General features: G+C 70.1%; 16 protein-coding genes. 10 read left to right on the top strand and 6 right to left on the bottom strand.

The features are described from left to right. Positions 1 to 15: 15 nt before the first annotated feature. Positions 16 to 1170, bottom strand: a complete 1155-nt coding sequence (locus DNK52_RS08570; RefSeq protein ID WP_162598695.1) for an ROK family protein — start codon at positions 1168 to 1170, stop codon at positions 16 to 18. 138 nt (positions 1171 to 1308) lie between these two features. Here DNK52_RS08570 and DNK52_RS08565 point away from each other — a divergent pair, with 138 nt between their 5' ends. The 3 genes from DNK52_RS08565 (at position 1309) to DNK52_RS08555 (ending at position 6234) form a co-directional block, all read left to right on the top strand. Beyond that, positions 1309 to 4140, top strand: a complete 2832-nt coding sequence (locus tag DNK52_RS08565; protein ID WP_204163449.1) for an FAD/NAD(P)-binding protein — start codon at positions 1309 to 1311, stop codon at positions 4138 to 4140. A 9-nt stretch (positions 4141 to 4149) separates the two neighbouring features. Further along, on the top strand, positions 4150 to 4923 hold the full coding sequence (locus tag DNK52_RS08560) for a TSUP family transporter (RefSeq protein WP_204163448.1): 774 nt from the start codon (positions 4150 to 4152) through the stop codon (positions 4921 to 4923). Between the two features lie 168 nt (positions 4924 to 5091). Then, positions 5092 to 6234 carry a N(5)-(carboxyethyl)ornithine synthase gene (locus DNK52_RS08555; protein ID WP_110240525.1) on the top strand — a complete coding sequence of 381 codons (1143 nt, stop codon included), beginning with the start codon at positions 5092 to 5094 and terminating at the stop codon, positions 6232 to 6234. 6 nt (positions 6235 to 6240) lie between these two features. On the opposite strand, the gene DNK52_RS08550 is transcribed toward DNK52_RS08555, so the two are convergent. From DNK52_RS08550 to DNK52_RS08540, 3 genes are read right to left on the bottom strand one after another with little or no spacing between them, the layout of a single operon-like run. Further along, positions 6241 to 8163: an FtsX-like permease family protein gene (locus DNK52_RS08550; RefSeq protein ID WP_110240524.1), complete on the bottom strand. Its 1923-nt coding sequence runs from the start codon at positions 8161 to 8163 to the stop codon at positions 6241 to 6243. Next, positions 8160 to 8834 carry an ABC transporter ATP-binding protein gene (locus DNK52_RS08545; RefSeq protein ID WP_110240523.1) on the bottom strand — a complete coding sequence of 225 codons (675 nt, stop codon included), beginning with the start codon at positions 8832 to 8834 and terminating at the stop codon, positions 8160 to 8162. The genes DNK52_RS08550 and DNK52_RS08545 overlap by 4 nt, the downstream gene beginning before the upstream one ends. After that, positions 8834 to 9379 carry a PadR family transcriptional regulator gene (locus DNK52_RS08540; RefSeq protein ID WP_110240522.1) on the bottom strand — a complete coding sequence of 182 codons (546 nt, stop codon included), beginning with the start codon at positions 9377 to 9379 and terminating at the stop codon, positions 8834 to 8836. Before DNK52_RS08540 ends, DNK52_RS08545 begins: the two co-directional genes overlap by 1 nt. 138 nt (positions 9380 to 9517) lie before the next feature. On the opposite strand from DNK52_RS08540, the gene DNK52_RS08535 reads away from it, so the two are divergent. From DNK52_RS08535 to DNK52_RS08510, 6 genes are all read left to right on the top strand, one after another. Next, positions 9518 to 11287, top strand: a complete 1770-nt coding sequence (locus tag DNK52_RS08535; RefSeq protein WP_162598694.1) for an SLC13 family permease — start codon at positions 9518 to 9520, stop codon at positions 11285 to 11287. A gap of 14 nt (positions 11288 to 11301) precedes the next feature. Beyond that, positions 11302 to 12042 (top strand): DNA alkylation repair protein, encoded by a 741-nt coding sequence (locus DNK52_RS08530; protein WP_204163447.1) that lies wholly within the window; start codon positions 11302 to 11304, stop codon positions 12040 to 12042. Between the two features lie 68 nt (positions 12043 to 12110). Continuing rightward, a complete protein-coding gene (locus DNK52_RS08525; protein ID WP_110240519.1) occupies positions 12111 to 13490 on the top strand; it encodes an MBL fold metallo-hydrolase in 1380 nt (459 codons plus the stop codon). Then, positions 13487 to 14296, top strand: a complete 810-nt coding sequence (locus DNK52_RS08520) for a sulfite exporter TauE/SafE family protein (RefSeq protein ID WP_239455461.1) — start codon at positions 13487 to 13489, stop codon at positions 14294 to 14296. The genes DNK52_RS08525 and DNK52_RS08520 overlap by 4 nt, the downstream gene beginning before the upstream one ends. 39 nt (positions 14297 to 14335) lie before the next feature. Beyond that, the gene (locus tag DNK52_RS08515) at positions 14336 to 14545 is read left to right on the top strand and encodes a hypothetical protein (protein WP_110240518.1); all 210 of its coding nucleotides are present in this window, start codon (positions 14336 to 14338) and stop codon (positions 14543 to 14545) included. Positions 14546 to 14598: 53 nt separating this feature from the next. Continuing rightward, positions 14599 to 15291, top strand: coding sequence for an NAD-dependent deacylase (locus DNK52_RS08510; protein WP_110240517.1), 693 nt, complete (start codon positions 14599 to 14601; stop codon positions 15289 to 15291). A gap of 9 nt (positions 15292 to 15300) precedes the next feature. Here the strand turns inward: DNK52_RS08510 and DNK52_RS08505 are convergent, their stop codons facing one another. Further along, positions 15301 to 17133, bottom strand: coding sequence for a sensor histidine kinase (locus DNK52_RS08505; protein ID WP_110240516.1), 1833 nt, complete (start codon positions 17131 to 17133; stop codon positions 15301 to 15303). A gap of 115 nt (positions 17134 to 17248) precedes the next feature. Here DNK52_RS08505 and DNK52_RS08500 point away from each other — a divergent pair, with 115 nt between their 5' ends. After that, the gene (locus DNK52_RS08500) at positions 17249 to 18394 is read left to right on the top strand and encodes an acyl-CoA dehydrogenase family protein (RefSeq protein ID WP_110240515.1); all 1146 of its coding nucleotides are present in this window, start codon (positions 17249 to 17251) and stop codon (positions 18392 to 18394) included. A gap of 284 nt (positions 18395 to 18678) precedes the next feature. On the opposite strand, the gene DNK52_RS08495 is transcribed toward DNK52_RS08500, so the two are convergent. Further along, complete coding sequence (locus tag DNK52_RS08495; protein WP_110240514.1) at positions 18679 to 19266, bottom strand: hypothetical protein; 588 nt, start codon at positions 19264 to 19266, stop codon at positions 18679 to 18681. Between the last annotated feature and the right edge of the window lie 154 nt (positions 19267 to 19420).

The following is a 19420-nucleotide window of genomic DNA, read 5'->3' as shown; positions in this document are numbered from 1 at the left end:
CCGGGGCCTCTCCTGTCAACGCCTGGCAGCGAGGGGCTCCGGCGTCACCGTGCCAATCCCCAACGGGTCGTCGTACACCGGGCCGAGGGCGATGGTGCAGGCCGCGATGGCCTGGATCCCCGCACCGAAGCGGGTGAACGACAGCGGCACGTCCCCCAGTGCGGTCGCGCCGTGGAACGCCTGGCGGATGTCGTCGAGGACCGCTTCGCACCCCGTGAACGCCTGGCCGACCAGGACCACCCGGTCAGGGGCGACCATGTCGCGGACCACGGCGGCCACCTCCCCCAGGGTCCTTGCCCGCGAGCGCACCAGCGCGCCGATGGCGGGTTGACCCACGCGGGCGTAGACCTCCTCGATGGACTGCTCGTCGAGCAGACCCGTTGCGACGGCCGCCGCAACAGTCGCCGCATCACCGGCCGTGGCCTCCAGGCAGCCGGTACGACCGCAGAAGCACTCGACCGTCGACCGGGTCGGGAAATGCGTGAGGCTGCCGACCCGCGAGATCTCGGTCTGCACGCCCTTGTCCACCGCGACCGCGAATCCGACCGTGTCGCGGGCGTAGACATAGAGCGTCACGCCCGGCGTCCCGGTCCGACGGTGCAGGAACTCGCTGGCCACGACCGCTGCGATGTGGTCGGCCGTCGCGACCACCAGGCCGGTGAGCTCCTGCAGCTCGGCACCGAGTTGCTCCCGGCCCAGCTGCAGCTCACGGAACGGCGCCACCAGTCCGACCGAGAGCGGCACACGGCCAGGGCTGCGACCGAGAAGGCCAGCCGCTGTACGGCTGAGCTCGGCGACGTCGGGCCTCTCGCCGGAGCGCCGCTCCAGCGTCTGGTGTGCCACCACCTTGCCGGTCAGGTCTGCGAGGGCGACCGTCGCGATCCGCCTCCCGACGTGCACGCCGATCGTGACGAATCGGTCGGGATTGATCTCCACGGGCATGCCCGGGCGCCCCACGCCGCCCAGCCGCGTCCGGTCGGGCCGCTGGCGCAGGATCCCGACCTCGATCAGTTGGCCGACCGTGCGGCCGACCGTTGCGACGCTCAGTGAGGTGCGCGAGGCGATCTCGTCGCGATGCATGACTCCCCCGGCACGGACCTGTTCGAGCACCTGGGCGGCCGCCGAGCCCAGCCGGCCACGGGAAACGGTGATCGTCGGTGACGTCTGCACGGACACCTGCCTTTCTGTCGAGACGGCCGCCGGGCTGCGCCGGGGAAGGGGCCTTCAGGACTGATAGTCTCCTAATCTAGTAGAGATACAACAGAAAGCAGGTCTTCCATGGACGGGACACGTCACAGGCCACGCGTCGTGATAGTTGGCGCGGGAGCAGCAGGCGCTCTGACTGCCCTGCACCTCACCCGCGAGGCGAGTCGCCGTGCGACGCCGTTGGAGATCGTCCTGGTGGACCCGTCCGACCGCTGGGCGCGCGGCACCGCGTTCGGGACCACCGACGAACAACACCTGCTCAACGTCCCGGCCGCAGGCATGAGTGCACTGCCCCAGGACCCCAGCCACTTCGTCTCGTGGCGTCGCAGGCGCGGACAGAGTGGCGATGCCTACAGCTTCGCGCCCCGCCGCGAGTTCGCGCGGTACCTCGACGAGACGTTGTCCGAGGCCGTGGTGCAGGCGGGCCGCGACCTGTCGGTGGAGCACCGTCGTACGCGCGTGGTCTCCTGTCACCGCGTGGCGCAGCGTTCCGGCCCGGCAGTGGTCACGACGGTCGAGGGCGATGACCTCACCGCCGACGCCGTGGTCATCGCCGCCGGCCTGCCCGCGGCCGGCCACGACTGGGCACCCGAGGCCCTCCGCCGCTCCGCGTTCTTCGTGCCCGACCCGTGGGCGTCCGGGGCTCTCGACGTCGTGCGGCGCGATCGTGTCGGTCCCGGCGACGTCCTCCTCGTGGGCACCGGTCTGACCATGGTCGACGTCGCCCTCACCCTCGCCGGCCCTGACCTCGCTGGCCCCGGCCACACCGACGGCACCGGCCGCGGGGACCGCGTGGTGCGCGCCATCTCGCGCAACGGTCGCGTTCCGGCCACCCACGCGCCGACCCTCAAGCCGGCTGCGATCCCTGAGATCGGTGACTGGGGACGCACCCTGGAGGAGTTTCGCGAGCGCACCGCCGAGCACATCGAGTTGGTCCAACGCGTCACCGGCGACTGGCGTCCGGCCCTCGACGGGCTGCGCATCCAGGTCGCCCACCTGTGGGCACGGCTGAGTGAGAGCGATCGCGAGCGTTTCCTCGCCGAGGACGCCGGGCGCTGGAACGTCGTCCGCCACCGGATGCCCCCCTCCAGCCGCGTCGTGCTCCGAGAGCTCCAGAGCGCCGGACGGCTCGCCATGGGTGTGGGTCAGGTGCGCGAGGCCCTGCCGCTCCCCCGTGGCGGCCTGCGGGTCACCCTCACGGACGGCACGACCCACGACGTCGGATGGGTGGTCAACTGCACCGGTCCGCGTCACGACGTCCGCACCCTCGGCAACCCGCTGCTCGACGACCTGCTCCGGCCACGTGAGTCCGGCGCGCTCGCGACCGTCGCGACCGCCGGCATGGGCGTGAAGACAGTGAACGGTCGGCTCGTCGATGAGCACGGCTCGACGGCCGCGCCGCTGTGGACGCTGGGCGGTCTCCGGCGGGGCGAGCTGTGGGAGTCGACCGCCGTGCCCGAGATCCGTACGCAGGCCCTCGCGTTGGCCACCGACGTGCTCGATGCCGTCGCCCCTCTGCCACGACGTCTGGAGGACGGCCGTCTGGTCCCCGGCACCCATCCGGTGGCCCGGCCCCGTGACCCGCTCGGCCTGCCGCTCTCGACCACCTCCGAGGCTGCGGCGCTCTACAACCAGGGACTGGAGCGAGTGATGCTTCTGCAGGGCGGAGGCGAGGCGCTGATGCGGCGAGCGACCGAGTTGGACCCGGACTTTGCGCTCGCCCACGCGGCGCTGGCGATGCTCGGCCATGAGGCAGGAGCCGCGGGCGACGTACGCGCGTCGCTGGCGTCCGCCCGGGATGCCATCACCCGGCGCGGGGACGAGCGTGAGCGGAGCCTCGTCGACGTCGTCGCTCGTCGGGTCGCAGACGCGCGCAACTCCGGCGCACAGGCGCTCCTGCGCCACATTGAGGACCACCCACGCGACGTGCTCGCCGTCTCGGCAGCCGTCCCCACCATCGCGTTCTCGGGGATCATCGACGTGCAGCAGGACGCGTGGAGTCTGGTCGAGCGGCTCGCGCCCTCCTACGGCGACCACTGGTGGTTCATCTCGCTGCTCGCCTTCACCCGGCAGGATCAGGGTCGGTTCGACGAGGCCGGTCTGCTGGCCGAGAGTGCGCTGTCGTGCGAGCCGGCGTCGGGCCATGCGGTGCACGCGCTGACCCACGTGCTCTACGAGACCGGGAGGCACGAGACCGGGCGTGAATGGCTTGACCACTGGGTTGCCGAGAGCGGCCGGTCGGCCAGCCACCGCGCGCACTTCTCGTGGCACGCGGCCCTGCACGAACTCGCCCTGGGCAACACCGAGGCAGTACGCAGGCGCTACTACTCCCAACTCGCCCCGCCAGCCGTGTGCGGGGTGAGGGCGCTCGTCGACTCGGCCTCGCTGTTGTGGCGCTGGCGGGTGACCACGACGGACTGGTTCGACGCCGAGTCGGCACCCCCGCCGGTCGCACCCGTACTGAACGCCGTCGATGAGGCTTTGCTGGACGACCCTGCCACCCCCTTCGTAGCCCTCCACGCCGCCATCGCCCACGCCGCCTCCGGCGACCTCGGTCGCCTCGGCCGGCTCGCAGCGCGCTGCCGGGCCACCGACGATGCGCCGACCCGCGAGGTCGTCGCCCCGGTGTGCGATGCGCTCATCGCCGCCGGTGAGGAGCGTTGGTCGGACGCGGTCGGCGGACTGGAGTCAGCGACGCACCGGCTCGTCACTGTCGGCGGATCAGCCGCCCAACGGGAGATCATCGAGGAGACCCTGGTTCTCGCGCTCACCCGCAGCGGACGCAACACCCAGGCGTCAGCGCTCCTCGAGGCCCGCCTCGACCGGCGACCCTCGCCATTGGATGCGCGACGGCGCATCGTCCTCGAACAGTCGGCTCGACCCGTCCATGAGGCGGCCGGTCAGCGTGCCGGGGTGACCTGGCGGGCACGGTAGGTTCCACCCGTGGTGACAGATCTCGTCCTGGCATTTGCTGCCGGGCTCGTGATCGCGACGCTCACTGCCCCGGTGGGTGTCTCGGGGGCCGTCTTCATGTTGCCCATCCAACTGACCGTCCTCTCCGTACCGAACCCGGCCGTGACGGCGACGAACCTGCTCTACAACGTGATCGCGAGCCCCGGAGCCCTGTTCCGGTACCGGCGCAGTGGACGCGTGTCTGGGCCCCTGACCCGGCTGTTGCTCGCGGGGACGGTGCCCGGTGTCGTGGCGGGGGCAGTCGTCCGAGTGTTCCTGTTGCCCGGACCCAGAGCCTTTCGGGTCATTGCTGGGCTGATCCTGCTGTCGCTCGGCCTGTGGTTGGTCTGGCGGACCAGGTCGCGCCGCCGGCCGCGCCACCCACTGACGAGGCGCGCCGTGTTCGCACTGTCCCTCGCGGTGGGCGTGGTCGGTGGGGTCTACGGGATCGGCGGCGGTTCCATCCTGAGCCCTCTCCTGGTCGGTTCCGGGATGACCGTTGCGGTGGTGGCACCAGCGGCCCTGGCCTCGACCTTTCTCACCTCCGTCATCGGAGCGTGCACCTTCGCCGTGCTGGCACTCCTCACCGACGGCACCATCGCGCCCTACTGGGAGATCGGGGTCGCCTGCGGACTCGGAGGTCTGGTCGGCGGCTACCTGGGCGCCCGCCTTCAGCCCCGCCTGCCGGAGCGGACTCTGCGCCTTCTGCTGGGGTGCATGGCGATCAGCATCGGCGTGCTGTACCTCGTTCAAGGGATCGCTTGAGCTGTGCGTCGCGGCAGATCAGGGCGTTCGACGGACCGGGCACCCAGGACGTAGCCTCGCGAGACGGAGCCGTCCAGGTTTCCTCTCAGAGAGATCCGCCATGAGTGGCCAGTCAGCGCAGCAGGGCACGACCCGGAAGTCCCACGCACCTCACCGGGGCTGGACGCAATGACTCTCCTGAGCCTCGGCGTGATCGGTTCGTCCTCGATGGAGAACGAGCGTCGACTTCCGCTCCATCCGGACCACATCCCCCTCCTGGACGCAGACCTGCGCGCCAAGATCACCCTGGAGCACGGTTACGCCGCCCGCTTCGGCGTCGCCGACGCTGAGCTGGCCGAGCACGTGGCCGGGTTCGGCTCCCGCGAGGAACTGCTGGCCGACTCCGACGTCGTCCTTCTCCCCAAGCCACAACACGCGGACGTCGCGGCGATGGGCACCGGCAACGTGTTGTGGGGCTGGCCGCACTGCGTCCAGGACCCCGAGCTCACCCAGCTCGCGATCGACCGCCAGCTGACCCTGATCGCCTTCGAGGCGATGAACCACTGGCGCAGCGACGGCGGCTTCGGCCTGCACGTGTTCCACAAGAACAACGAGCTCGCCGGCTACAGCTCGGTGCTGCACGCTCTCGAGCTGGCGGGCCTGACCGGGGACTATGGTCGCCGCCTCAGCGCCGTGGTGATCGGCTTCGGCGCCACCGCGCGAGGAGCCGTGACGGCGCTCAAGGCACACGGCGTGCACGACGTCGCGGTGCTCACCCACCGGGGCGTGACGGCCGTGGGTGCGCCGATCCACTCAGCGCTGATCCGGCAGTTCGACCATGACCCCGGCGACGAGAACCTGAGCCACGTGATCACCGACCGCGGACGCGAGCCGCTGGCGGCCTACCTCGCCGAGAACGACATCGTCGTCAACTGCACCCTGCAGGACACCGCGCACCCGCTCACGTACCTGGAGGACGATGACCTGGCCGCGTTCAGACCGGGCAGCCTCATCGTCGACGTCTCCTGCGACCGGGGCATGGGATTCAGCTGGGCACGCCCCACGACCTTCGACGAGCCGGCGTTCACCGTCGGCGACAACGTCCTCTACTACGCGGTGGACCACAGCCCTTCCTACCTGTGGAACTCCGCCACCTGGGAGAACAGCAACGCCCTCATTCCCTTCCTCCGTCCGGTGCTCGAGGGCCCGAGCGGCTGGAACAGCAACGAGACGCTCAGCCGAGCGATCGAGATCCGTGAGGGGCGCGTGGTCAACCCCGCGATCCTGGCCTTCCAGGGCCGCGCGGAGACCCCGCCGTACGCCTTGCTCTGATCCCACTCACCCCCGCCTGACGTCCTCCGGCCCCGAGTCCGACCCGATCCCGAACACGGTCAGCCCGGCCACCACGAAGGAGCCGAGGACCGAGCCTGCCAGCAGCAGCCAAGGCACGGGCAGCGGATCCACCAAGCCGAACGAGAGGTATGCATTGCCCCCGAACCATCCCACCAGCACCGCGCTCACGGTCCCGAGCAGCACCGGCACCACTGCCTCAAGGAACTGCGCGCGACGCAGGACGCCCGGCGAGGTCCCGAGAGCCCGGAGAGAGGCGTTCTCCTGGCGTCGAGCCGCCGCGCGGTCGACCAACGCCACCGTCACGGTGAACAGTCCCAGAACAAAGAGCACCGCGGCCAGGGCCCACATCAGGAACAACATGCTTTGGCCGAAGTCGTAGTCCGCAGTGTCGTACGCCGAGTAGCTCCAGATCCCGGCCTGGTCCAGCGTCGTCGTCAGGCCCCGACCCGGCGGCCCGTGCACGACCAACTGGCGATCAGTGGCGGCGACGACCTCACCGATCTCCGCCGCGTCCGGTGGGATGACGAGGTGCACGCCCCCCTCCACCCCCCAATCGTAGAGATCATCGGCGGGGACCGTCACCGCGTCAGAGAGGTCGAGGCCGGCTGAAGGGCCCTCACGGTTCGGCAGTTCGTCCGGCGGCTCCAGGTACGGCCCCTGCGGCTCGGTCAGGGCTGTGACGGTGCCGCTCTTCGCCGTCAGGAGATCGGGTCGCGAGTCCCCCACCAGCAGCCGTCCCTCGACGCAGTCCGGCACTCGCGCCCCCGCATCCTTCAGCTCCGCGCAGGTGGCGACGGCCGCCAGAATCGACTCGTCGTCCCGGTCCTGATCCTCAATCGTCACGAGGGTCATCGGCAGGGCGATCACTCGCTCCACGCCTGGAGTCTCGTTGAGGGTGGCGACGATCCCGGCCGCCTCTGCGGCGCTGGCAGAGACCTCAGCGACCTGTTCCTGACTGAAACTGCGCTCCGCCTCCTCGTACTGCGGAAGGTCCTGGAATGCGGCGATCACCCCCCGCGCCCCAGCGAGCACCACCAGCACCGCCATCAGGGTGGCGACCACGCGCAGCACCGACCCGGGCCGAGCTTGCAGCCGCCTGGTCGCGATCGTCGTCACCGGCCCGCGAGCCACCTTCACGCCCACGTCCGCGACGAGGCGTACAAGGACGGGCGCTGCCAGGAGCAGCCCGAACCCGGCGAGCGCGACACCGACGAGGATCACGTACGCCTGAGCGTCGCTGACGTAGTCGCCGAAGGTGTGGAGCACCGACCAGCCACAGACGGCCAGGCCGAGCAGCAGCGGCCCGAGGCGCCACAGTCCGGGGCGCCGCACGTCGTCGGTGCGACCGCGGTCGGACTCGACGCTCCGGTCGTTCTGGTCGGTGGGAGGCCAGGCAGCCACCAGGACCGCCACCACCAGCACGCCGAGGAGCACCCCCACCCAGCCATAGGTCGGGACCGTGAAGAGGTACGGGTTCCACGGCTGCCCGGTCACGTCAATCCGCTGCGTCAACCACCCGAGTCCCAGGTAGAGCGGAATCCCCAGCAGCACCCCCGTGGCGCTGGCGACTCCGACCTCCACCGCGGCGACGAGCCGGGTCCGTGCGGCGCTGAGGCCCAGACGGCGCAGGTTGGCGAGGCGCTCCTCGCGCCCCCGGGTCTGCAGGCGTGCCACAGTGGCCACCATCGCGACCACCGGCAATGCCACCATGAGCACCGCGCCGACGACGACGAAGCCGGCCTCGCTGTGGAAGGCTCCGGCACCGAGCAGCCGGTCCCGGGCGATGGCCCAGACCAGCAGCAGGGAGCCGCTCCCCAGCGCGCTCGCCACCGCCACCGCGACACTGCGCAGGCGCTGTTCGCGCGTACCCCAGGCGAGCCTGAGCCCGAGCGTGAGGACGCTGGTCATCGCGCCGCCTCCTGTCCGGTCGGAACCACGGCGCCGTCGCTGAGCGTGACGAGCCGGTCGAGGTGCGAGGCGACGAGGTTGTCGTGGGTGACCACCAGCAGCGCGGCACCCGTGCGACGTACGAGCGTGGTGAGGGCGTCCATCACGGCCTCCGCGTTGAGGCTGTCCAAGGCCCCGGTCGGTTCGTCGGCGAGCACGACGGCCGGCTCGTGGACCACGGCGCGGGCCACCGCTGCCCGTTGGGCCTGACCGCCGGAGACGGTGCTCGTACGTCGGTCCGCGACGTCGGCGACCCCGAGCTCGGCGAGCAGGTCCTGGGCACGACGACGGGCCTCGGCCCGCTTGACCCCGAGCAGCTGGAGCGGGAGTGCGACGTTCTCGATCACGGTCAGCTCCGGGACGAGGTCGCCGTGCTGGAAGACGACGCCGATCCGTTCCAGCCGCAGGCGACTGCGATCGCGGTCCTTGAGTCCGCTGAGCGCCACTCCGTCGAGGTGGACGTCACCGGTGTCGGGGACCAGCACCCCGGCAAGGCAGTGCAGCAGGCTCGACTTCCCGGACCCGGAGGCACCCATCAGAGCCGTGCTCTCACCGGCTTCGAGGTGCAGGGAGGCGCCTCGCAGCGCGGGAGTGGGGCCGTACGAGAGGGTCAGGTGGCGGGCGGTGAGCATCAGAGTGCCCCGTCCCCGGTGCGGGCGTTGAGGGCGTGACGGGTCTGGTCAAGGCGGGCGCCTGACTCCTCGATCCACCGCAGGTCGGCGTCCAGGTGGGCCAGTTCGTAGGTGACCGCCAGCAGGTCAGCCCCCTCGGCCTCGCGCCGCACCTGCTGCAACTCGCGCATCCGGGCCAGGTGGGTGGCACGCTGTCCGGCGAGCACCTCGGTGGCGTCGCGGCCCGAGAGCAGAGCGACGGTGAGCCGGGCGTACAGGGTCGAGGTGGCGAAGAGGTCCGGCGCCTGCGGTGTGGAGACCCAGTCGTCGACGGCCGTGACACCGTCAGCGGTGATCTCGTAGAGGCGGCGGTCGGGGCCGTGGCCCGACTCCACGTCGGCGAGCGCGACGAGCCCCTTCTTCTCCAGCCGGGTCAGGGTCGCGTAGACCTGACCGAAGGCCAGCGGCCGCTTGTGGGCGAACCACCGGTCGTAGTCCTGCTTCAGCGTGTATCCGTGGGCCGGGGCTGGTTCCAGCAGGGCCAACAGGGTGTCCGAGGTGCTCATGCCCAGCGACTATACACACAGTGTATAGATGGAGGGAATACTGCTCGCGTCCAACAACCCGCGCCCCTCGCGCTACCGTGACCCGGTCAGATTCCGGTGGTGGTCGTCCACCGAGCGACGAGCCTCCTGGAGTGGACTGTGACGAGCGATGCCTGGATCACCACGGGAGTGATCCTCGTCGTGCTGGCCCTGCTGGTGCGGGGTCGGATCTCGCCGGCCGTCACGGTCTTCGGTGGCGCCGTCGCCGTTTTGGTCCTGGGCGTGATCGAGGCGGAGGAGGCCTTCTCCGGGTTCTCCAACTCCGCGCCGATCACGGTCGCCGCGCTCTACGTGTTGGCCGCCGGCATCGAGAAGACCGGGGCGCTCACCCCGATCATGCAGAGCACCCTCGGTGACGGCGACGGCTACCGGCGACCCCTGATCCGTACGCTGGTGCCCACGGCTGGCGCCTCGGCGTTCCTCAACAACACCCCGATCGTGGCCATGCTCATTCCCCAGGTCTCCACCTGGGCCAACCGTCGCGGCCTGTCGGTCTCCAAGTTCTTGATGCCGGTCTCGTTCGCAGCCGTCCTGGGCGGACTCGTCACGGTGATCGGCACGTCGACGAACCTCGTGGTCTCCGGCCAGATGGAGACGCTGGGCCTCGCCGAGATCGGCTTCTTCGAGATCGGCAAGCTGGGGTTGCCGATCGCGGTGGTCGGTCTCGTCGTCGTCATCATCCTGGCCCCCCGGGTGCTGCCGGAGCGCCGCTCGGCCCGCACCGAGATGGAGGAGGCGGGTCGACGTTTCAGCGTCGAGATGATCGTCGAGCCGGGCGGTGCCATCGACGGGCAGACCGTGGCGGAGGCCAGCCTGCGCAACCTCTCCGGGCTCTTCCTCGCCTCCGTCGACCGTGGCGACACCACGATCGCGCCGGTCCGCCCGGAGACCGTCCTGCGCGGTGGCAACCGGCTGCACTTCGTCGGCCCGATCGACAAGGTCGTCGAGCTCCAGGAGATGCGCGGCCTGCAGTCCGCCGAGCTCGAGCACGTCCTGGACCTAGAAGACCCTTCCGTGAGCTACTACGAGGCTGTCGTCGGCTCCCGCTCCCCGCTGGTGGGCACGAACCTCAAGGATGTCGGGTTCCGATCCACCTACCAGGCCGCCGTCCTCGGCATCCACCGCTCGGGCCAACTGCTCGAAGGCCGGATCGGCACCGAGACCATCCACGTGGGCGACACCTTGATCCTGGTCTCCGACCTGGGATTCCGGGAGCGGTGGCGCGACCGCGCTGACTTCCTGTTGGTCGCCCCACTGGACGGCACGCCCCCGGTGGCCACCCCCCGCGCGTGGATACCGGTCACGCTGCTCCTGGCCGTGGTCGGGCTCGCCGCCACCGGCCTCGTCCCGATCCTCGAGGGCTCACTCGTGGCGGCCATCCTCCTGGTGGCTTCCCGGGTGCTGTCTCCCTTGGAGGCCCGCCGAGCGATCGACATCGAGGTCATCGTCGTCATCGCCTCCGCGTTCGGCCTGGCCGCCGCGATGCAGGCCTCCGGACTGGCCGCCTCGGTCGCCACCGGCCTCGTCGATGTCTTCGGCGACTTCGGTGATCGCGGGGTGCTGCTCGGGCTGGTGCTCGCCACGATCATCCTCACCGAGTTGGTGACCAACAACGCGGCGGCGCTGCTCATGCTGCCGATCGCCGTCTCCGCGGCCGCGTCCACGGGGCTCGATCCCCGAGGCGCCGCGATCGCCGTCGCGATCGCCGCCTCGGCCTCGTTCCTGTCGCCGGTCGGCTACCAGACCAACATGATGGTCTACGGCCCGGGCGGCTACCGGTTCACCGACTACGCTCGACTCGGCTGGGCGCTCACGCTCACCGTGCTGATCCTGACCGTGGCCCTGGTGCCCCTGCTCTGGGCCGCCTGACCCCGGAGGTGACCTTGTCCCCGTCCACGGCTGCCGAGGTCCGTACGGCTCTGGCCGCTGTCGCCGATCCGATCGACGCCGCCAACCTGGCGCGCTTCTTCCAGACCCAGCCGGACGGGTACGGCGAGGGGGACGTCTTCATCGGCGTACGCGTCCCGGCAGCGCGCGCTGTGGCGACGACGTACGCCGACCTCCCGCTCGACCAAATCCGCTCGCTGCTCGACGACGCCGAGCACGAACACCGGTTCACGGCGCTGGTCATCGCCGTCAACGCCTTCCGCCGCGCCCTCAGAGCGCGTACGCAGGACCCCACGCTGCGCGCGGACCTCCACGCCCTCTACTGCGACGCCGTGCACTCCGGCCGGGTCAACAACTGGGACCTGGTCGACGTCTCGGCGGAGTGGCTCGTCGGGGAACACCTGCGCACCAGCGCCTCCACCACCGCCCTGATCCATGCGCTGACCGCGCAGCAGGACCTGTGGCGCCGCCGCGTCGGCATCATGGCAACCTTCGCCTTCATCAAGGCGGGCGATCCGTCCCCCACGCTGATCGCGGTGGCCTCGGTCCTGGACGACCGCCGCGACCTCATCCAGAAGGCGTCGGGGTGGATGCTGCGCGAAGTGGGCAAGCGGATCGACCGCGACCTGCTCGTCGACTTCCTCGACACCCACGCCGCCAGCATGGGGCGCACCGCGCTCTCGTACGCCACCGAACACCTGGAGCCGGCCCTCCGCGCCGAGCTGCGCGCACTTTGACGCATCCCCCTAGGGGGTTATGCTAGCGTCATTGGCGAACCCCCCAGGGGGATAAAGGAGGAGAGTGGATGTCCACCCGGACCGACGTACAGATCCTGACCGTGGAGACCCCGAGCCTCGGCGACCGCAGTTACCTGGCCCACGACGGCGAGGTGGCCTTCGTCGTCGACCCCCAGCGCGACATCGACCGCGTGCTCGCGCTCCTCGACGGCGAGGGCGTGCGCCTCACGCACGTCTTCGAGACCCACATCCACAACGACTACGTCACCGGCGGACTCGCGCTGGCCGAGGCCACCGGCGCCGCGTACTTGGTCAACGGCGCCGACCGGGTCTCGTTCGACCGCACCCCCGTCGCCGACGGCGACGTCGTCGAGGTGGGCGACACGATGCGGGTCCAGGCCCTGGCCACTCCCGGCCACACCTTCACCCACCTGTCGTACGCCCTCAGCACCGTCGAGGGCGGCGCCGTCGGGGTCTTCTCCGGCGGTTCGCTGCTCTACGGCTCCACCGGTCGCCCGGACCTGCTCGGACCCGACCACACCGACGCGTTGGCGCACCACCAGCACGCTTCGGTCCACCGCCTCGCCGCACTGCTGCCGGACAACGCCGACGTCTTCCCGACCCACGGATTCGGTTCCTTCTGCTCCTCCAGCCAGAGCGAGGCGAGCAGTTCCACGATCGGCGACGAGCGACGTACGAACCCCGCGCTCACCCAGGACGTCGACAGCTGGGTCACCGAGATGCTCGACGGCCTCGGCGCCTGGCCCGCGTACTACGCCCACATGGGCCCGGCCAACAGCGCCGGACCGGACGCCGCCGACCTCTCCCTGCCGAGCCTGGCCGACGTCGACGAGCTGCGCCGCCGCATCGAGGCGGGCGAGTGGGTCGTCGACCTGCGCAACCGCACGGCGTACTCCGCCGGGCACGCGCCGGGCACCCTCAACTTCGGCCTCGACGGGGCCTTCTCGACCTACCTCGGCTGGCTGATCCCCTGGGGCACGCCCGTGACGTTGCTGGGCGAGAGCGCCCACGACGTCAGCGAGGCCGTGCGGGAGTTGTCCAGGATCGGCATCGACCGCCCCGCCGCCCATGCCACCGGGGGCCCCGAGCAGTGGACCGACCAGGAGCTGAAGAGCTTCCCCACGGGGACCTTCGCCGACCTCGCCCAGGTCATCCACCACCGACCGGTCCGGGTGATCGACGTGCGCCGCGCCGACGAGTACGCCGAGGGTCACCTGCGCGACGCCGTCAACCTCCCGCTGCACGAGGTGCTCACCCGCCTGGACGAGGTCCCGGCAGGAGAGCTCTGGGTGCACTGCGCGGGCGGGTACCGGGCGTCGCTGGCCGCCTCGATCCTCAGCCGGGCGGGCCATCAGGTCGTCGCGGTCGACGACTCGTTCGACGCGGCCGAGTCCGGTGGGCTGACGGTGGAACGTACGTCCTCGTGATCACGCTGCTCCTCGCCCTGGGGGCCGGTCTGTTGATCGGACTCAGCCTGGGCACCCTGGGCGCCGGAGGGTCGATCCTGGCCGTGCCGGTCCTGGTGCACCTGCTGGGTCAGTCACCGGCGGCCGCCACCACCGGGTCGCTGGTCGTGGTCGGGGTGTCCGCCCTCTTCGGCGCGGCCGCTGCCGCACGCGGGGGTCGGGTCCTGGTGGCGCGCGGCATCTCGTTCGCCCTGGTCGCCACCGGCGGCTCGGTGGCGGGGGCCTTCGCCTCCACCCGGGTCCCCGAGCAGGTGCTCATGCTGGCCTTCGCTGCGCTGATGCTGCTGGTCGGCGTGCTGATGGTGCTCCGGCTCCGACGACCGGCCCGACAGCGCGACGCGCACTCCTTCGCCGACCCGGTGGTCACCTTCTCCCCCACCTTCACCTGGGACTGGCCGAGGGCGCTCAAGGTCCTGCTCGCCGCCACCGTGACCGGACTCCTCACCGGCTTCCTGGGGGTCGGCGGCGGCTTCCTGGTCGTCCCGGCCCTGGTGCTGGCCCTGGGCCTGCCGATGCGGTTCGCCGCCGGCACGTCGCTGGTCGTCATCGCGCTCACCAGCGCGGTCGCGCTCTCCGTACGCGCCGGTGTCGGGGCCCAGCCCGCCTGGGACGTCGTGGCCGTGCTCACCGTCGCCGCGGCGCTGGCCTCGATCCTCGGGACCAGGATCGCGGGCCGCCTCGACCAGGCGATCCTGACCCGCGCCTTCACCGGTGTCGTGCTCGTCGTCGGCGCCTTCACCGGCGCCCAGGCCCTCACCGCCCTCTGATCAATCCCACTTCACCCCCATATTGGAAGGAGCACACCCATGTGCCGTCCCGTCGTCTGCAAGACCTGCTCGAAGACCACCTGGTCCGGCTGCGGTCAACACGTCAGCCAGGTCAAGGCCTCGGTCGCCAAGGACAACTGGTGCAACGGCAAGCACAGCGAGTCCGAACTCGCAGCTGCCCGCCTGCGCGACCAGGAGAACGCGAAGCCCGCCGGCAGCCTGATGGAGTGGTTCCGCCGCCGCGCCTGAGGGCAGAATGGTCGGATGCCCCGACCGCCGGGGCCGGGGAGGACGCGCTGCGCATGAAGATCGTCGTACTGACCGGGGCCGGCATCTCCGCCGAGAGCGGGGTCCCGACCTTCCGTGACGCGGACGGGCTGTGGGAGGGCCACGACGTCATGCAGGTCGCCTCTCCCGAGGGCTTCGAGGCGGACCCTGAACTGGTCCAGCGCTTCTACGACCTGCGCCGCGCGCACCTGACCGACGTTGAGCCCAACGCTGCCCATCTGGCCCTGGGGCGCCTGGAGAAGACGCTGGGTCCGGACCTGTTGGTGATCACCCAGAACGTCGACGACCTGCACGAACGCGGCGGCTCCACCAACGTGTTGCACATGCACGGTGAGTTGAGGTCGGCGCTCTGTCTGGCCTGCGCCGATCGCTTCGAGTGGGACGGCGACCTCTCGCACGCACCGGCCTGCCCGGGATGCGGAGCGGCCACGCTGCGCCCCGACATCGTCTGGTTCGGGGAGATCCCCTACCGGATGGAGGAGGCGCTGCAGGCACTCCAGGAGGCCGACCTCTTCGTCTCGGTCGGCACTTCGTCACAGGTCTACCCGGCGGCTGCCTTCGTGCACTGGGCCGCCGAGCAGGGCGCCCGGACGCTCGAGCTCAACATGAACGGAACCATCGCCAGCGAGGACTTCGACGAGGTCAGGACCGGGCCTGCCGGCACCCTCGTGCCGGCGTGGGTCGACGAGCTGCTCGACGGGCTCTGATCCGCCTGCTCAATCGGCCGTTCCGTCGGCCGTACCCTGGGCCGTACCCTCGACTGCCGGGAGGGTGAGCCGGAAGGTCGTGCCCTCGCCCAGCGTCGACTCGATCTGGATCGTCCCCCCGTGCCTGGTCACGATCCGGTGCACGATCGACAGACCCAGACCGTTGCCCGGACGGCGCAGGGCATCGAAGTTGGTGGAGCGGAAGAACTCACGGAAGAGCTTCTCCTGGTCCACCTCGGAGATCCCGATGCCGTCGTCGGTGCACGTCAGGACGGCCGTGTCACCGTCGCGCTCCACGGCCACACGCACGACGCCTCCCGCGTCGGAGTACTTGACGGCATTGCTGACCAGGTTGGTGAGCACCTTGGTCAGCTCCGCGCCGTCACCGCAGACGAGCACGGGCTCGTCGGTGCACTCGACCCCCACGGTGACCTTGGCCCGCGCGGCATCCATCTGGGCCAGCTCCACGACCTCGCGGACGAGGCCGACCAAGTCGACCTCCTGCCGCTTCAGCGGATGGTCCGGGTCCTCCAGCGCCCTGAGCACCAGCAGGTCCTGGCTCAGCGTGTCGATTCGCAAGGCCGCACGCTCGACCGCGTTCAGCGAGTGCTGGACCTCCCGGTCGAGGCCGTCGGACTCCTTCAACATCTCCAGGTGGCCGAGGATGACCCCGGTCGGGTTGCGCAGCTCGTGGGACAGGGTGGCGATCAGCTGGGTGCGGTAGTTGTCGAGTCGACGCAGCTCGTGGTTGAGCTGCTGTTCGCGTTCGAAGGCGCGGGCGTTGCAGATCGCGTGCCCGAGGTCGCGTCCCGCGTCGATGGCCGCTGCCCCCTCACTCTCGGTCCACCGAGGCCCGTCCGGCGCCCGCACGATCGTCATCGTCCCCAGCAGGGTGGAGCCGTCCCCGATCGGCACGAGCACCACTGAGCCGACCTGCTCACGCGAGAACCTCTGGGCGATCTCCTCACCGTGGTCGCGTTGCAGGACCTCGTCCCCCCAGACCAGACCGTCCTCGAGGATGACGATGTCGTCACGGGTCCAGGCCCGGTGCGCGGCTTCCAGAAGGCCGTCGAAGAGCCCTCGGGAGACCTGGGAGTTCTCCGGCGTGGGGAGATCGTCATCGTCGTAGAGGTGGATGTAGAGCTCCAACGCGCGGAACCCCTCACGCATCTGCTGACGCACCAGATGGACCACGCCGCCCGGTGCGGTGTGGTCACCCGTGGCGCGCAGCACCCGGCGTACGGCGCGCTCCATCCGCACCTGCTGGGTCACGCGTTCGTGCTCGATGGACACGAGAAGAGCGCGGAAGGAGAGGTCCAGCTCCTCCTCGAGCGTCTTCAGGTCCTCGATCCTCGGCCGCTTGCCGTGCAGCGGACTGCCCAGCTGGACCAGGGCGCGCACCGCTCGCTGCCTGTCCCGCAGCCTGACCATCACCCGGTCGCCGGGGACCCAGTCCGCGGACTCGTCGGCCACCCGGGGGTCGGGCACGTGGGATCCGTCGCGCGCGTTCAGCGAGGTCGTCCCCATGCTGCGTCGGCGAGCCGGGAAGAAGATCAACGCGCCGTGGGCGACCAGCCCGGCCGACCCCGTCCCGATGGTGGAAAGCTCACGTACGTGCCCAACCTGGCGCACCTCGCCGACCGGGCTCCCGTGCACGGCGATGCACTCGACCATGGAATCAGCGCGCACCACCTCGATCACGCAGACCGTGCAGTTGGCGCGGGCTGCAATGTCAGTGGCCAGCGCGTCCACGAACTCACGGTCAGCCGGCTCGCCCCACGTCGCTTCCCGGGCCGGCTCAAGATCGACCCGCTCCGCTGCCCTGAGATGTCCGCCGTCCATGGTGCCTCCCCCGAGTTCGTACGTACCCAATGTGGCATGCCCGGCCCACAATTGGGAACGGCATCACGTGCTGGACCCCTTCGAACCTCACCAGATTGCGGTTACTCTTCGGTACATGACGCGCGAGATCTATGACGAGGACCACGAAGCATTCCGAGCCTCGGTCAAGGGGTTCCTTGACCGCGAGGTCGTTCCCAACCTGGAGAAGTACGACGAGAACCACGGACTGACCCGCGAGTTCTGGCTGGCCGCCGGCGCCCAGGGCTTCCTCGGGCTGGAGATCCCGGAGGAGTTCGGTGGCTCCGAGGCGGGCGACTACCGCTTCAACGCCGTGCTGACCGAGGAGCTCTCCAAGGTCAACATGACCCTGCCCAGCTGCGTGGGCATCCACGCCGACATCACCGTGCCCTACCTGGTGCACCTGACCAACGACGAGCAGAAGGCCCGCTGGTTGCCGAAGGCGGCCACCGGTGAGTTGCTGACCGCCATCGGCATGACCGAGCCCGGCGGCGGCTCCGACCTCGCCAACCTCAAGACCACCGCCGTACGTGACGGTGACGACTGGATCCTGAACGGCTCCAAGACCTTCATCACCAACGGCGGCTCGGCCGACCTGGTCCTCGTCGCGGCTCGCACCGCCCCGGAGAAGAAGGCCAAGGGCATCTCGCTCTTCGCCGTCGACACCACCCTGCCCGGCTTCTCGGTCGGCCGGGTGCTCGACAAGGTCGGCCAGGACGACTCCGACACCGCCGAGCTCGCCTTCGAGGACGTACGCGTCTCCAACGATGACCTCGTCGGCCCGCTCGACACCGGCTTCATCTCGATGATGCAGTTCCTGCCGCAGGAGCGCCTGGGCTCGGCCGTGACCAACCTGGCCCACGCGGCGCAGATCCTCGAGGAGACCATCCAGTACGCCAAGGACCGCAAGGCCTTCGGCGTGCCGATCGGCTCCTTCCAGAACACCCAGTTCCTGCTCGCCGACCTGGTCACCCGCGTCGAGGTCACCCAGGCCTACGTCGACCAGTGCGTCATGAAGCACACCCGCAAGGAGTTGACCCCCGTCGACGCCGCGAAGGCGAAGTGGTGGAGCTCGCAGGTCCAGAGCGAGGTGCTCGACCACTGCGTCCAGGTCCACGGCGGCTACGGCTACATGAACGAGTACCGAGTGGCCCGTGCCTGGCGCGACGCCCGCGTGACGAAGATCTGGGCCGGCTCGAACGAGATCATGAAGATGCTCATCGCTCGCGACCTGGGTCTGTGACCCGGAGCGAGGAGGGAGCCCCGCGAGGTACGAGCGGGAGCGACCGACGAGTGAAGGCGTCAGAGACCCCATCAGAGCAGTCTCTGACCCTTAGCAACTGATCCACACCACCGCTCAACACAACGGGGAGACTTTCCGGCACCTGGTGCCTGAAAGTCTCCCCGTTGTCGTACTACTCTCGGCTCAGCCGGTCGCCAGGCCCGAGTTGCCGTGAGACGTCATCAGAGGGTGGTGGTGTCAGCACCCCCCGGATGACGCCTCCGGCAAAGCACGTCCCAGCCGTTCTACAGAGCCCGGAACCCGGCGAGCGCGAACCCACCCACGACCACCCAGGCGGTCAGCGCAGCCCCGTGCAGCGCAGGGCGCCGGTGGGCTACGACGGTGCTGAGGAAACCGGCCACCGCACCGGCGGCCAGCACCCCTGTCAGGACATCCGTGTCGACGCCGAATCCCCAGACCATCGTGCGCCATGCCTCGATCGCGCAGACCGCCGGCAAGAAGGTCCGCGAGAGTGCACGCTGAGCCTGACCCCGGGATGAGGACCATGTCCCCACCCACCCGGCGGCCCCTCCGAAGAGCCCCGCGGCGGCGAACCAGAAGAATCCACGGCCGTTGCCCAGGACGTTGTACCAACCGACTCCGTGAACGAAGTGGACGAAGGCGAAGTACGCCACCAGCCCTAGACAGGTGAGGGCTGCGCCCACCACGACACCCGGGCTGGCACGCTCGACGCATCGCCCTCCCGTCCATGCGAGCGCCATCCACGGAAGGCCGAGTTCGGGCAGAGCACCCAGGACCCCGTCGAGCGATGACCCCTGGTCCGCGAAGACTCCCAGCGCGAGAGCTACGGCCGGCAGAACCAGCAACAACACCGCGCGTCGAACGAGTCGAGACGGGTCATCCCCCTGAGATGCACGCGTCGATTCAGCGGCAGTTGTCTCTGCTGCTGCGCGCATTGGCTCCCCGCTTCGCCGACGACCAGGTGGGCAACTTTCCTTGGCCCCGAGCATTCCTGCGCGTCGCCGC

Origin of the sequence: Nocardioides gilvus, from assembly GCF_003194605.1 — a bacterium.
GTDB classification, from domain to species: domain Bacteria; phylum Actinomycetota; class Actinomycetes; order Propionibacteriales; family Nocardioidaceae; genus Nocardioides; species Nocardioides gilvus.
This window is presented reverse-complemented; position numbering and strand designations above follow the sequence as displayed.

Excerpts from the sequence above, each read along its gene's own strand:
- DNK52_RS08555 (WP_110240525.1), top strand. The coding sequence starts at position 5,092 with ATGACTCTCCTGAGCCTCGGCGTGATCGGTTCGTCCTCGATGGAGAAC.
- DNK52_RS08550 (WP_110240524.1), bottom strand. The coding sequence starts at position 8,163 with ATGACCAGCGTCCTCACGCTCGGGCTCAGGCTCGCCTGGGGTACGCGC.
- DNK52_RS08545 (WP_110240523.1), bottom strand. The coding sequence starts at position 8,834 with ATGCTCACCGCCCGCCACCTGACCCTCTCGTACGGCCCCACTCCCGCG.
- DNK52_RS08540 (WP_110240522.1), bottom strand. The coding sequence starts at position 9,379 with ATGAGCACCTCGGACACCCTGTTGGCCCTGCTGGAACCAGCCCCGGCC.
- DNK52_RS08525 (WP_110240519.1), top strand. The coding sequence starts at position 12,111 with ATGTCCACCCGGACCGACGTACAGATCCTGACCGTGGAGACCCCGAGC.
- DNK52_RS08515 (WP_110240518.1), top strand. The coding sequence starts at position 14,336 with ATGTGCCGTCCCGTCGTCTGCAAGACCTGCTCGAAGACCACCTGGTCC.
- DNK52_RS08510 (WP_110240517.1), top strand. The coding sequence starts at position 14,599 with ATGAAGATCGTCGTACTGACCGGGGCCGGCATCTCCGCCGAGAGCGGG.
- DNK52_RS08505 (WP_110240516.1), bottom strand. The coding sequence starts at position 17,133 with ATGGACGGCGGACATCTCAGGGCAGCGGAGCGGGTCGATCTTGAGCCG.
- DNK52_RS08500 (WP_110240515.1), top strand. The coding sequence starts at position 17,249 with ATGACGCGCGAGATCTATGACGAGGACCACGAAGCATTCCGAGCCTCG.